10 protein-coding genes are annotated in these 13,610 nt (G+C 40.0%); 6 read left to right on the top strand and 4 right to left on the bottom strand.

What is annotated here, in order from left to right:
* Positions 1-4: 4 nt before the first annotated feature.
* The 4 genes from ACPWSO_RS05755 to ACPWSO_RS05740 all read right to left on the bottom strand — a co-directional run bounded on the left by ACPWSO_RS05755 (position 5) and on the right by ACPWSO_RS05740 (position 4,549).
* Complete coding sequence (locus tag ACPWSO_RS05755; protein WP_426081901.1) at positions 5-1,561, bottom strand: hypothetical protein; 1,557 nt, start codon at positions 1,559-1,561, stop codon at positions 5-7.
* Positions 1,558-1,914, bottom strand: a complete 357-nt coding sequence (locus ACPWSO_RS05750) for a DUF3958 family protein (RefSeq protein WP_426081900.1) — start codon at positions 1,912-1,914, stop codon at positions 1,558-1,560. The genes ACPWSO_RS05755 and ACPWSO_RS05750 overlap by 4 nt, the downstream gene beginning before the upstream one ends.
* Positions 1,904-2,230, bottom strand: a complete 327-nt coding sequence (locus tag ACPWSO_RS05745; protein ID WP_426081898.1) for a TIGR04197 family type VII secretion effector — start codon at positions 2,228-2,230, stop codon at positions 1,904-1,906. The genes ACPWSO_RS05750 and ACPWSO_RS05745 overlap by 11 nt, the downstream gene beginning before the upstream one ends.
* A gap of 1,167 nt (positions 2,231-3,397) precedes the next feature.
* The gene (locus tag ACPWSO_RS05740) at positions 3,398-4,549 is read right to left on the bottom strand and encodes an ROK family protein (protein WP_426081897.1); all 1,152 of its coding nucleotides are present in this window, start codon (positions 4,547-4,549) and stop codon (positions 3,398-3,400) included.
* A 140-nt stretch (positions 4,550-4,689) separates the two neighbouring features.
* Between ACPWSO_RS05740 and xylA the strand changes: the two genes are divergently transcribed.
* The 6 genes from xylA to ACPWSO_RS05710 all read left to right on the top strand — a co-directional run bounded on the left by xylA (position 4,690) and on the right by ACPWSO_RS05710 (position 12,901).
* Complete coding sequence (gene xylA, locus ACPWSO_RS05735; RefSeq protein ID WP_426081896.1) at positions 4,690-5,997, top strand: xylose isomerase; 1,308 nt, start codon at positions 4,690-4,692, stop codon at positions 5,995-5,997.
* Positions 5,998-6,016: 19 nt separating this feature from the next.
* The gene (locus ACPWSO_RS05730; protein ID WP_426081895.1) at positions 6,017-7,297 is read left to right on the top strand and encodes an ABC transporter substrate-binding protein; all 1,281 of its coding nucleotides are present in this window, start codon (positions 6,017-6,019) and stop codon (positions 7,295-7,297) included.
* A gap of 163 nt (positions 7,298-7,460) precedes the next feature.
* On the top strand, positions 7,461-8,324 hold the full coding sequence (locus ACPWSO_RS05725) for a carbohydrate ABC transporter permease (protein ID WP_426081894.1): 864 nt from the start codon (positions 7,461-7,463) through the stop codon (positions 8,322-8,324).
* A complete protein-coding gene (locus ACPWSO_RS05720; protein ID WP_426081892.1) occupies positions 8,321-9,145 on the top strand; it encodes a carbohydrate ABC transporter permease in 825 nt (274 codons plus the stop codon). The genes ACPWSO_RS05725 and ACPWSO_RS05720 overlap by 4 nt, the downstream gene beginning before the upstream one ends.
* A gap of 10 nt (positions 9,146-9,155) precedes the next feature.
* A complete protein-coding gene (gene yicI / locus ACPWSO_RS05715; protein WP_426081891.1) occupies positions 9,156-11,441 on the top strand; it encodes an alpha-xylosidase in 2,286 nt (761 codons plus the stop codon).
* Between the two features lie 23 nt (positions 11,442-11,464).
* Positions 11,465-12,901, top strand: coding sequence for a glycoside hydrolase family 1 protein (locus tag ACPWSO_RS05710; RefSeq protein WP_426081890.1), 1,437 nt, complete (start codon positions 11,465-11,467; stop codon positions 12,899-12,901).
* Positions 12,902-13,610: the final 709 nt, after the last annotated feature.

Here is a 13,610-nt window from a genome sequence, read left to right as displayed (position 1 = left end):
CTCCTTATTTCATCTGATTAAGGATGGTGTCCATATGAGTGGTTGATTCAGGTAAATATTTTTGAGTTGTATCGAGTGCCTGCTCAGAAAAATGTTCTTTTACCATGTGATGACCGAAATAAGAACCAAAACCTTCAGTACCAGTTGGATGTAGAGGGGTTCCCGTACTATCGAAAAAATAGTCTTTAGTATGGCCTACATGAAATCCTTTAATATCAAAATTAGTTACTCCACTATAAATATCACCAACAAGAAAAGAGCTAGGTCTGTTTAAATATTCGTATTCATATTTATTTTGAAGAGTATCATATATATTTTTTATATCCCCTGTTAATGATTCAGCTTTGATAACTGGGTCAAGTAATACTCCCATCAATTCTTGCTTTATTGCTTGCTGATTTGAATAGTTGGAGTTCTTTAAAAGTTCATCAATTGATTGTGACAAGTTATTCTGTACATCCAGCTTATTATAATCATCTAGTGTTAGTCCATTTTCCTTATGGTATAGAGAATAATAACCTGATAAACCCTTATCTCTCCCGTAATAAAAATCGATTGCATGGCCCAGCTCATGAAAGAAAATCCAATATTTTCCTTGTCCACCTCTATTAAAGCGATCCCCATTCAAATCAAATTTTAAATCTTGTGTGCCATCAGCATACCAACTGAAAACTCCAGCCTTTGGTTTATAAATTGTATCAGTAATGGAGAGTCGATCTAAATACCGCAAACACAATGTCCGATAAGGTTCTTCGGCGGTATACATCATGTGCTTGATTTCTACCTGTGCTAGAAAATCGACAGGAGATAAAAATTTATCGGTTTTTTGAGCGTGTTCAGGATGCTCCATATCGTATAAAAGAACCTCATTAATTTTATCGATTAAATCAGAACGTTCCTTTTTCAACTGTCGAACCTGCTGCATTTTATGGACTTTCTTGACCCAATCCATACTTGATCCGGAGGGTTTTTGGAAGGTTCCTGTTGCAGCATTCCAAGAGCTGTTTGAAGCAGCCGCTCCTTGATTGACAGCGCTGGTTAGCTCGCTGATTTCAGCGAAGAGGGCTGGAGAGCTGGCGTGGAATTCCAACAGCTTTTCCAATTTATTCTCCAATTCAGTTTTGGCATCTTCCAGACCATTAATGACTTTCTGATTAGCATTTAATTGCCTCAGCTTCATATTATCCCCAATGTCCTTGGATTCAATAGAAATTCGAATGGCATTATACGCATTTATTTCATTATTCAGGCGCTGGATTTTTTCTTCCAGCTCTGAGGATTTCAAGTCACCGCTGTCCACACTAAGATATTTGTTTGGGAAGGATTTGCAGGCTTCTGCGACAGCCTCGGACAATAGACGTCCTCCTTGAAGCAGTGGTAGAATTACCGCTTGAAACATGTCTTTTGCTGAGGTATAGGCAGCTGCTTCTAAAATCTGGTCTGCCGCAAAGCTGGCAGCCGCTTTTTGCACTGCTTCATAGCCCTGCTGGTGGGCAGTACCCATGGCTTGAACATCTGCTGACTGTGTACGGGCAGGTCCTAGATACATATCAATACTCATTCGTTTTCGTCCTCCGTGTCCATTTCTACTTTTCTTTTTTCATAGTAGAGTTTATCTAATCGTTCTTGGGCTTGGGTCTGTTCCTGCTTCAAGGCTTCCTGACCATCCTCCAAATCCTCAAGAATATGGTGCTGCTCTTGTCTAAAATCAGTATGAAGGTCTTCAAAGAGTAAAGCAAAATCATTTTGATGAAAGCTTTCCCTCAGCTCTTCGAAAAGCCGGCTGGAGGAATGGAATTGCTCCAGATAATCTTCTTGCAGCTCTTCCAGCTGCCGTCCAGCAGCATCTAGCTCATCCTGTTTTTCATATAAGATTCGTTCTTCACGTTCTAACTGTTCCTGCTTAGAAATCAAGCTTAATTCCTCCTGATGCTGGTCTAGATTCTGGTTTGGGAAGGGAGCCGAAAACGGTATTTTTTATTGCCCGATCTTTGGCATCAAATTCTGCGGCTACGCTTTGCAGATTGGCAGCCGCATTGCCAATGGCTGAGCTGACCTGAGTAACTGCCTGCTGTGCAGCGTGAATAGCCTCTTTTGCACTGTCATTCCCAGCGACCGTCGTTTGCCCATCCTGATTGATTGAAGTTGATGTGTTTAATACATCTAGAGCACTCAATAATTCAGAAGCCAACTGTTGGGCGACCTGTGTGTTGCTGTTTATCTTTGCCATAATTATTTTCTCCTTTTTGCGATTTTGTTTGAAAAGCTCTATGCGATTTAAGGAAGCTCAGAAATGAAATGTAGTTTATGGATGTAATAACAAGTTAGCTTTATTTCCTACTTCCCGAGCAAACGATGTCTTAAAAGCTGCAGCCTCGGTGATAAGTCAAATCACACTAAAAACTTTAGGTAGGTAGTAGTTAACAGCTACTCGATTCCTCCAAGCGTTTCTTGTCAATTTTCGGATATCCCGTCATATTGCCGAAGAAGTTGCTCCTGCGATTACTCGTCGCAGTCAAGTGCTTTGCGAGTGCTCCTGCGATACTCGTCGCAGTTAAGTGCCCGTGTGTGTTACTGTCTCACCCTTTATGCGGAGTTAAGCATGCTAAAAGTATGGGGATCTAGTTCTGTCCATCCTCTGATGCTGCACAGCACCCAGTTGGTTTTCAAGACAAAACATTTCCGATAGAACCTTGATTAGCCCCATAAAAAAATCTTGCGAAAGCGCTCAAACATATTTAGCTAATAAAAAAAAGTATAACATTAAAAAAATATATATTCTACACTTGAAAGGTTGAATTTCCTACGTTTGGTCGCTTTTACGAATTTTTGAAATAGAAAAAAAGAGCCATGACGGATGGGTGTCATCGCTGCTAAAAAAAACAAGTAATGTTATTTTGTAAATGCTCTTTTAGGTGAATGGGACATTACTCAATGAGACCTATCTCAACCCACATGAAATCCGAAAAAACGTTGGAGCAGGGACACATCCAGTATTGAGTAGCTATGAGAGCATGGGGACTGTTCCTAAATAGCTGTGTAATCTACGTACAACTTTTAGGGCACACTTCATGCTTTGAGATAGCAGAGAATCACGAACTGTTGAAAGTAATGACAACAACTTTTGTAATGTTCTAACTTGACTCTCCAAGGAGGAAGTATGGCGTAATCAATTTTTTTAGAGCCTGTCTGAAAACGCTAGCGGTAAATATTTCTGAGATTGTTACGGAACCTGTCGGCAGAAAAACGCACTTATGTCTCACATAGGCGGTGTCTTCTTTCTTAATTCCATAAGCATGTCTGAAACATTCGGAAACCACTCTATTTTTCAGACATGTGCTAGTAAAAAAATAGGCGTAGTTGATCAAACTAATTGTCTTTTTGAGGCTAAATCGATTTAAACATGCTTGAGCTTCAATCGCTGGATGTTTAAAAAATTTTGACAGCAGAGTGCGATACCGCCGTACAAAGGAGCTTGACTACCCAAGGTACTATTTTCAACGCGAATATCCTTCGTAAAGCGACTAGTTAAGTGATCTCGAACCTTTGTCAACAAAGATGGAATTTTCCGATAGATTGAGCTGTTAATGATAACAACCTCAGGGTCATAGAGTGCTACAGTATTGTTAATACCGACTGCCAGCCAAAACGCATTTTGTTCCAGCCTGGTTTGGATTTCTGAGTCGTCTATTAAAGACTGAACCACTGCACTGTCTACATAATCCAGCTGTTTTTTTTCAGCAATTTGTTCATAAAGTACCGTATTGGAAGCATACTGCTCCAGACAGCCGTTGTTACCGCACGGGCAGGCTTTTCCATCTGGAAAGAGTATAGAGTGTCCGATTTCTCCAGCTGTACCATGATGCCCTTTTTGAACGAGCCCGGAGTTCACGACACCACCGCCGACTCCGCTGTGAATGCTTAAGCTTACCAGACTCTCAGAACTATCAGAAAATGCATATTCTCCAAGCGCTGCTAAGTTTGCTTCGTTTTCGATGAAAATTGGAAAATCAAAGCTTTTGGAAAGCTGTTTGTGTAAATCAATTGTATCCAAATCGTAGTAAGGAGTGAAAATGACTTGATGATTATGAACCACCCCATGAATCCCTATGGTCATCCCAATAATTGTTGAGCAGACCTCAGGATTTTCTTTTTGAATAGCAGTAATGGTCTCTTTTAAAAGAGCAATGACTGTTTTTGCTGAAACGTTCAATCGTTTTTTTTCAATAAACGTAATTTCTTCACCGTTTAAATAAGCAAGTGTTCCTTTTAAATAATCAATTCCGATATCAAAAGAAAGAGCTGCCGCTACTTTGGGGTTAAACTGCAGCATAATCGGTTTTCGTCCTCCTTGAGTACCAGCAGAGCCGATACCTGTCTCGAAAATTAAACCATCATCCAAAAGTCCTTTGGTGATAGATGAGACAGAAGCTTTATTTAATCCGGTTAAAGAAGACAGCTCAGCACGGGAAATATTTTTATGATCGATTATTCCTTTTAAAATCAAAGATTCATTTTGTTCGCGTATCTTATATTTGTTAGATATCATATGGGTTCACCTCGTTTAGTTAATATTAAAATTTTTGAAAGCGCTTGACAACTTATTTTCAATGATTTAATATTCTTTATGTAAGTTAGTTTAACTTGCTAACTAACTAAAATCAAGCTATTTTTAGGAGGAATCTGTTAATGAGTTACTTTCCACAGGTAGACAAAGTAGGTTACGAAGGACCAACAACAGAAAATATGTTTGCTTTCCGTCACTATAATCCAGAGGAAAAGGTATTAGGCAAAACGATGAAAGAACAGCTGCGCTTTGCGATTGCCTACTGGCATACGATGACTCAAGATGGCTCTGACCCATTCGGAAAACCAGTCAATCAACGGGATTGGACGGCTGAAACAGCAATGGAGACGGCTAAAAACAGAGTAGCAGCATTTTTTGAACTTTTGACTAAATTGGATGTGGAGTATTTCTGTTTTCACGATGTGGATATTGCGCCGGAGGGCGACTCATTAGAAGAGTTCTTCCGCAATATAGATGAAATTACTGATTTGATTAAGGAAAAGATGGATCAGACAGGGATTAAGTTGTTGTGGAATACCGCAAATATGTTTTCTCATCCTCGCTTTGTCAACGGGGCGGCTTCATCTAATAATGCTGAAGTCTTTGCCTATTCAGCAGCTCAGGTGAAAAAAGGATTGGATATTAGCAAAAAGCTAGGTGGCGAGAATTATGTCTTTTGGGGTGGTCGTGAGGGATATGAATCTTTGTTAAATACAAATATGAAGTTTGAACAGGATAATATTGCCCGCTTATTTAAAATGGCTGTTTCTTATGCAGAAAAAATTGGTCATAAGGTTCAATTTCTGATTGAGCCAAAGCCAAAAGAACCAACAAAACATCAATATGATTTTGATGCTGCAACAACGATGGCATTCATTCAAAAGTATGATTTAGAAAATGATTTTAAACTAAATTTAGAAGCCAATCATGCGACTTTGGCAGGTCACACCTTTGAGCATGAGCTGACTGTTGCCCGTTGTTATGATGCTCTAGGATCTATTGATGCCAATCAGGGAGATATGCTTTTAGGCTGGGATACAGATGAGTTTCCAACAAATATTTATGATACTACGCTTGCGATGTATGAAATTTTGGAAAATGGGGGAATAGCGCCAGGGGGAATTAACTTTGATTCAAAAGTTCGCCGCTCGTCTTTTGCGATGGAGGATTTGCTTCTAGCTCATATTGCTGGTATGGATACATTTGCTCGCGGGTTGAAAGCCGCTGCAAAATTAAAAGAAGACCGTTTCTTCGATAAATTGAAAGAGGAACGTTATGCGTCTTATACAGAAGGAGTAGGCGCAAGGATTGTTGCTGACAACGAAGATTTGGAAACCCTTACTTCCTATGCTCTGGAACATGATGAGATTGAAATGCTGTCCAGTCATTTGGAGTATGTTAAGTCCCGTTTCAATGATTATCTAGTATAACAAAGAGGAGAGAGACGAAATGAAACGAAGAAAGATTTTTTCTACTATTGTGTTAGCTGCTGCGGGTTTGCTATTAGGTGCTTGTGGGAATGGCGGATCTAGTTCCAGCGGAGATACAACGACCATTGATGTCTTCAATATTAAAGTGGAGACAAAGGATCAGTTAGACGAGCTGGCAAAGAAATATGAAGAAAGTCATGAAGGAGTAAAAATCAATGTTACGACTGTAGGCGGCGGACAAGATGCGAATGCAGCCTTACAATCTAAATTTTCTTCCGGTGATGAGCCAAGTGTTTTCCTTCTAGGCGGTTTAGCAGATGTTGATAAATGGGGAGATAGTCTAGCCGATTTAACAGATACGAAGCTGGCGGATACAGCTATTGAAGGAACTTTGGATGGTGCGACAAGAGATGGGAAAGTATATGGTCTGCCGATGAATATCGAGGGCTATGGCTTTCTAATCAACAAGGAGCTATTTAAAAAAGCCGGCGTTGATGTGGATGCAATCAAATCATACAGTGATTTTGAAGCGGCAGTGAAAAAGCTTGACAGCAAAAAAGACGATTTAGATATGAAAGCTGTTTTTGGATTTAGTGCAAAAGAATTCTGGGTGGTCAGTCAATACAGTTCTCATTTTACAGCACCTGAGTTTGACGATGATGTACAAAAGGTGTATGAAGCGAAAGCAATTGATTTTTCATACAGTGATCAGTTCAAACAATATACAGATTTAATTAACAAATATAATGTTCAGCCCATTTTATCTTTAGATTACAGCACATCGGTAGAAGAAGATTTTGCCAACGACCAAGTCGCTATCGTTCATCAGGGAAATTGGATTATTCCTACCTTAAACAGTTTAGACCCAGAAATTGTAGAAAATAAATTGGGAATTTTACCGCTTTATGTGAAGGATGAGTCAGATGGAAAGATAGCTGCAGGAGCGCCTTGGTATTGGGGCGTAAATAAAAATAAAGATGAAAAGGTTGTAGAAGCAAGTAAAGAATTTTTGGAGTGGATGTATACAGATGAAGCGGCGATGAAAGTCATTACCGATGAAATGGAATTTATTCCTGCTTATACTAACTTCTCTTCAGACAGTTTGAAGGATGCAACATCTCGGGATATTTTCAACTATGTATCTGAGGGTAAAACGGTTCCGTGGGTTCACAATCAATACCCAGATGGTTACTCTCAAACTCAGTTTTATCCAGAATTTCAGAAATATCTAAATGGCGATCTCTCATGGGATGATTTGATGACCAAAGGCAAGGAAGCCTGGGCAGAGGATCGTAAATAATAAAAGCGATTGCTTAGCTAGAGAATAAGAGAAAAGAACTGATTTTTCGGTAAAATTGTTTGCCTAGTATTTTAAGTAAACTGGGCTGTTGTGAAAGAACATTGTTTTTTACAGCTCAGCTTACTAAAAATAATTGATAGGCATCGGGAGGAGGATTTGCATAATGAGTAATCGATCAAAAAGCTTCTGGCTATTTCTAGCGCCTAGTCTGTTGGGGATAGCTGTAGTGTTGTTTATACCGCTATTAACAGGTGTTTACTATTCAATGACTGATTGGAATGGCATAAAAATTGACCAATTTTTAGGCATCGAGAACTATATAAGGGCATTTCAGGACGAACGTTTTCTAAATAGCATTTGGTTTACAACCAAATTTTCTGTAGTTGCGATTGTTCTTGTAAATATTATTGGACTGGGACTGGCACTACTGGTGACTCAAAAAGCAGATAAGCTGAATAATGTTTTCCGTACAGTGTTTTTTATGCCGAATCTAATCGGTGGGATTATACTAGGTTTTATTTGGCAATTCATTTTTATTAAAGCGTTTGCGGCAATTGGAGATGCAACAGGGATAGAGTTTTTTAAAGGCTGGCTCTCCACGACTAATACAGGCTTTTGGGGTTTAGTTATCCTCTTTGTCTGGCAAATGAGCGGCTACATTATGATTATCTACATTTCATTTATTAATAACATTCCAGATGAAATGATTGAAGCGGCGGAAATTGACGGCGCTACATCGTGGCAAACTTTCTGGAAGATTAAGTTTCCGATGCTTGCCCCGGCATTTACCGTTAGCTTATTTCTGACACTATCCAATGCATTTAAAATTTACGATCAGAATCTAGCATTGACCGCGGGAGGACCGTTTGATTCTACACAGATGGTAGCAATGAATATTGTCAACGAAGCATTTGCAGTTCGAAATATGGGGTATGCACAAGCAAAGGCTGTGATATTCCTGATTATTATTACTATAATCTCTATTGTTCAAATCAGTATCACTAGAAAACGGGAGGTAGACCTATGATCAAACAGAAAAAGAGAAAAGCATTGTTGATTAAGATTCTAGGGATCTGTTTGATGCTTGCCTGGCTGTACCCTTTTTATCTGATTGTAGTGAACTCATTTAAGACAAAATCTGAGATATTCAAAAACACTTTGAATGTTCCGGAACAGTTTACAACAGAAAACTATCCAATTGCTTTTGAGAAGCTGGATTTCTTTCAAAGTGCGCTTAATTCAGTAATAATTACAGCAGTGTCGCTTTTTGTAATTGTCATTTGTACGTCAATGGCAGCCTATGCCCTTTCAAGAAATAAAAGTAAGCTTAGCAACGGCTTATATTTTGTGATTGCGATTGGCTTGTTAATCCCATTCCAGGCGATTATGATTCCATTGGTTTCATTTTTTGGAAAAGCCAATATGTTAAATCGGCCAGGACTGGTTATTATGTATCTAGGCTTGGCGAGCAGTATGGCAATCTTTCTTTACTTTGGCGCCCTAAGAGGAATTCCTCAATCATTGGATGAAGCAGCGACTATTGATGGTGCTTCGCGTTTTCAGATTTACTGGCATATTATTCTGCCATTACTGAAACCGACAACTGTAACTGTTATTGTACTGAACTCAATCTGGTTCTGGAATGACTATCTATTGCCGTCTCTAGTTATTAATAAAGAAGGTATGTACACGATTCCACTGAAAATGTTCTATTTCTTTGGTCAATATTCTAAGCAGTGGCATTTGGCGCTGGCAGCCCTATTTATTGCGATTATTCCAATCATTATTCTCTATGTGTTTCTACAAAAATATATTATTAAAGGCATTTCGGACGGTGCCGTAAAATAGGAGGGCAACCATGAAATTTACAAATGGCTATTGGATGACAAAAGAGGGGTATACAATTCAATCACCAAAGGAAATTTTTACCTATCAGGAAAAAGAAAAGCAATTGATTTTGTACGCTCCATATAAAAAAATCGAGCAGCGTGGCGATACTTTGAATATGGGAATGAGCACGATTACGCTCACGAGTCCGCGCGAAGATATGATTTCTGTAAAAATTGTCCATCATGAGCAGAACAATCCAGGTCCGGAATTTACATTAGAGACAGCTGATGTTCAGCCGGTAATTGAAAAAACAGATGGAAAGATTAGCTTTAAATCGGGTTCTATCAAAGCAGAAGCTGTCTTATCAGATAAGTTTCAGTTACGCTTTTTGGGAGAAGAGAGGCTGTTGACTGAGTCGAAATTCGGTGCACAAGGAGAAATCACTTATAAAGACGGCACTCATTATATGAGAGAACAGCTCTCTTTGGGAATTGATGAGCTGATTTATGGTTTAGGTGAGCGCTTTACGCCATTTATTAAAAATGGACAGACCATTGATATTTGGAATGAAGACGGCGGAACAGGCAGCGAACAGGCATATAAGAATATTCCTTTTTATATGAGCAGCAACGGCTACGGAATTTTTGTCAATCATCCTGAGCAGGTTTCTTTTGAAATAGCTTCAGAAAATGTTTCACGGGCGCAGTTCAGTGTAGAAGGGCAAAGCTTGGAATATATAATTATTTACGGACCTACACCAAAAGACATTCTTGAAAAATATACCAGTCTAACTGGGAAGCCATCATTGCCGCCGGCTTGGTCCTTTGGCTTGTGGCTGTCTACATCCTTCACAACAGACTACAGTGAAAAAACTGTCATGTCATTTATTGACGGGATGCTGGAACGCGGGATTCCGCTGGAAGTCTTTCACTTTGACTGTTTTTGGATGAAGGCCTTTGAGTGGTGCAATTTCAAATGGGATGATGAGCTGTTTCCAGATCCAAAGGGGATGATTCAGCGTATTCATGAAAAAGGAATCAAGGTTTGTGTCTGGATTAATCCGTATATCGGACAAAAATCACCACTTTTTGAAGAAGGCAGGAAAAATGGCTACTTTTTGAAGCAAGCAGATGGAAATGTTTGGCAATGGGATATGTGGCAGGCCGGTCAAGGCATCGTAGACTTTACGAATCCAGAAGCGGTGAAGTGGTATCAAGGCTATTTGTCAGAGTTGCTGGAGCTGGGAGTGGACTCCTTTAAGACAGACTTTGGTGAACGAATTCCGACAGATGCCGTCTATTTTGACGGATCGGATCCTAAAAAAGCACATAATTACTATAGCTATCTATATAATGAAGCCGTCTTTTCTTTATTAGAGGAGCAGCGCGGGAAAAATGAAGCCGTCCTTTTTGCTCGTTCTGGAACTGTCGGCTCCCAAAAATTCCCTGTACATTGGGGTGGTGATAACCTTTCAGAATATGTCTCAATGACAGAAACACTGAGAGGCGGGTTGTCGTTCCTGTTGTCTGGCTTTGGTTTTTGGAGTCATGATATTGGCGGATTTGAAGAAAATGCTTCAGCGGATATTTACAAACGATGGACACAGTTTGGACTTTTATCTACTCATAGCCGCTATCATGGCAATATTCAATACAGAGTTCCTTGGCTGTACGATGAAGAAGCAGTTGAGGTCACTAGAACGTTTACTAAACTAAAATTAAGCTTAATGCCTTATCTCTATCAGCAGGCGGTTTATACTGCTCAAAGCGGCGTGCCGATGATGCGTCCGTTATTCATGGAGTATACACAGGATAGAAATGCTTATTTTGTAGACAAACAATATTTTCTTGGGGATTCACTGCTTGTGGCGCCAGTGTTTACTGAAACAGGTGAAGTGGATTATTACCTGCCGGAAGGACGTTGGACGCAGCTGTTAACGAATGAGCTGTGTGTTGTATCAGAAAATGGTCAGTGGCGAAATGAAACTTATGACTATTTACATTTGCCAGTCTGGGTGAAAGAAGATACAATTTTGGTAACAGGTCGCAAGGATCAGAAGAGTGTTGTTTATGACTATACAGATTCAGTAGCTATCCATTGTTATCAATTATCTGAGGGAACACACAGTCAAGAGCTTGTGGACAGTAGCGGAGCAGCTGCCGGCAGCATTGAAGTAAACAGAGCAGGAGCAGCTGTTGTTGTTCGGACCACAGGCTTATCTGGTAATAATACAGTGTATATCCATGAAGGAGAACGAATCTTACAAGGGGAACTGACGAATACTGAACTGACCTTCGATTTGAATAAAGAGTAAACAACTGACTGGAGGACAAGTAAGTGGAACACAAACAACTCGATCAATTTCCAACAGATTTTTTATGGGGCTCAGCTTCAGCTGCCTATCAGGTAGAAGGCGCATGGGAAGCCGATGGTAAAGGGGTTTCTGTCTGGGATGAATTTGTCCGAATTCCCGGGAAAACATTTAAAGGCACAAATGGAGATGTGGCTGTTGATCATTACAACCGTTATAAAGAAGATGTTGCCTTAATGAAGGAGCAGGGGCTAAAGGCCTACCGCTTTTCAGTAGCATGGACACGGATTTTTCCTGAAGGTCGGGGAGAAGTCAATCAGGCAGGTCTGCAGTTTTATATTGATTTAGTAGATGAGCTGCTGGAAAATGAGATTGAACCTGTATTGACGTTGTATCATTGGGACTTGCCGAAAGCACTGCAGGATGAATATATGGGTTGGGAATCCCGCAAAATTGTAGAGGATTTTACTGCTTACGCTGCTGTTCTATTTGAAGCCTTCAGAGGCAAGGTGAAGTATTGGGTTAGTTTGAATGAACAGAATATTTTTATCACACATGGTTATCTAATGGCAAGTCATCCGCCGGCAGTTCAAGATCCTAAACGGATGTATCAGGCGAACCACTATGCAAATTTGGCAAATGCAGCAGTTATCAGTAAATTCCATGAGCTGAAAATGCCGGGTATGATTGGACCGAGCTTTGCTTATGGTCCAAACTATTCGATAAACAGCGATCCTAAAAATGTGCTGGCTTCAGAGGACGCCGAGGATTTAAATGCTCATCTTTGGCTGGATGTCTATGTGTTTGGTGAATATCCAATTGCTGCTTTGAAATATTTGGCTGAACAGGGCGTAGCACCTGAGATTGAAGCTGGGGATATTGAGCTGCTGAAAGCAGGAAAACCAGATTTTATCGGCATCAATTATTATCAAACGAGTACAGTAGCCTTTAATCCGCTGGATGGTGTAGGTATGGGTAAAATGAACACTACCGGCAAGAAAGGCTCTACAGAAGAATCTGGAACACCTGGCGTGTTTAAGCGGGTAGAAAATCCATTCGTTGAACGAACAAACTGGGATTGGGAAATTGATCCTCAAGGATTGCGTATTGGTTTGAGACGATTAACCAGCCGTTACCGGATGCCAATTCTGATTACTGAGAATGGTTTAGGTGAATATGACCAGCTGACTGAAGATAAGGCTATTCATGATGAATACCGTATCGACTATTTGAAACAGCACGTAAGTGCCATTCAGGAAGCCATCACAGATGGAGCGACCGTTCTTGGTTATTGCACATGGTCTTATACTGATTTGTTGAGCTGGCTGAATGGCTATCAAAAACGCTACGGGTTTGTTTATGTGGATCAGGATGAAACGCAGGACGGCTCATTGACACGTTATAAAAAAGACAGCTACTATTGGTATAAAAAAGTAATTGAAACAAATGGAGAGGAATTATAGTCAGAGAAACAAGGCTATAATAGACTGTAGCTAAAGACTGCCTGTTCCAGGATTAATGAAAAATGGCGGCAAAGAGAAGGCGTGACAGAAGTGTTCTAACTTGAGAAACAGCTAGAAATGGTTCGATTTATTTCCGAGAGCTTTAACGTTTAGTACTTTAGTAAAGTGTTAAGTTCCTACACGCTTATCTAAGGTTCTCACTACGTTGATAACGTCGAAGCACGGACGACTGGAACACCGTTTATTCGATTTTAGGGTTTGGAGACAGTTCGTTGTCCCAAACCCTTTTTTTGTTCCAACTAAAAATGATGAAGACATTTCTCTAGGTTATGGTATCGGGATAGAGTTAGGAATGCGTTCAAGATTTTTATATCTATGGAAAAAGCTGGTTACTGCAAATCATGTACCGCTTATCACCCTTTTTCTTCTCTTGCTGATGATAAGAAAAAACAAGCAGCTCATCTTTTCAACCGAAAAGACGAGCTGCCTGCCGTCATTTACTTAAAAACAGACCCTCCGCCGAAGCGAAAGGGTCTAGGGGACCCAAAGTTATTAAAGCCAAGATAACACGTAATTACTAACTGAATTGAGTATATATGAAAGCGTTGTCTAGGGGCAATGGTAGAGTGCACAAGAAGAAGCGCTGATTTTCGTCAGTTTGACCAATTTAAAAAATAATAGCTGTTTTCAGCAGTAATCACAGATTTCC

Origin of the sequence: Enterococcus sp. LJL51 (assembly GCF_049894025.1) — a bacterium.
Classification (GTDB): Bacteria; Bacillota; Bacilli; order Lactobacillales; family Enterococcaceae; genus Enterococcus_L.
This window is presented reverse-complemented; position numbering and strand designations above follow the sequence as displayed.

What these genes read in the sequence shown, in the direction of transcription:
- ACPWSO_RS05755 (WP_426081901.1), bottom strand. Translation starts at nt 1,561, where the DNA reads ATGAGTATTGATATGTATCTAGGACCTGCCCGTACACAGTCAGCAGAT.
- ACPWSO_RS05745 (WP_426081898.1), bottom strand. Translation starts at nt 2,230, where the DNA reads ATGGCAAAGATAAACAGCAACACACAGGTCGCCCAACAGTTGGCTTCT.
- ACPWSO_RS05740 (WP_426081897.1), bottom strand. Translation starts at nt 4,549, where the DNA reads ATGATATCTAACAAATATAAGATACGCGAACAAAATGAATCTTTGATT.
- xylA (WP_426081896.1), top strand. Translation starts at nt 4,690, where the DNA reads ATGAGTTACTTTCCACAGGTAGACAAAGTAGGTTACGAAGGACCAACA.
- ACPWSO_RS05730 (WP_426081895.1), top strand. Translation starts at nt 6,017, where the DNA reads ATGAAACGAAGAAAGATTTTTTCTACTATTGTGTTAGCTGCTGCGGGT.
- ACPWSO_RS05725 (WP_426081894.1), top strand. Translation starts at nt 7,461, where the DNA reads ATGAGTAATCGATCAAAAAGCTTCTGGCTATTTCTAGCGCCTAGTCTG.
- ACPWSO_RS05720 (WP_426081892.1), top strand. Translation starts at nt 8,321, where the DNA reads ATGATCAAACAGAAAAAGAGAAAAGCATTGTTGATTAAGATTCTAGGG.
- yicI (WP_426081891.1), top strand. Translation starts at nt 9,156, where the DNA reads ATGAAATTTACAAATGGCTATTGGATGACAAAAGAGGGGTATACAATT.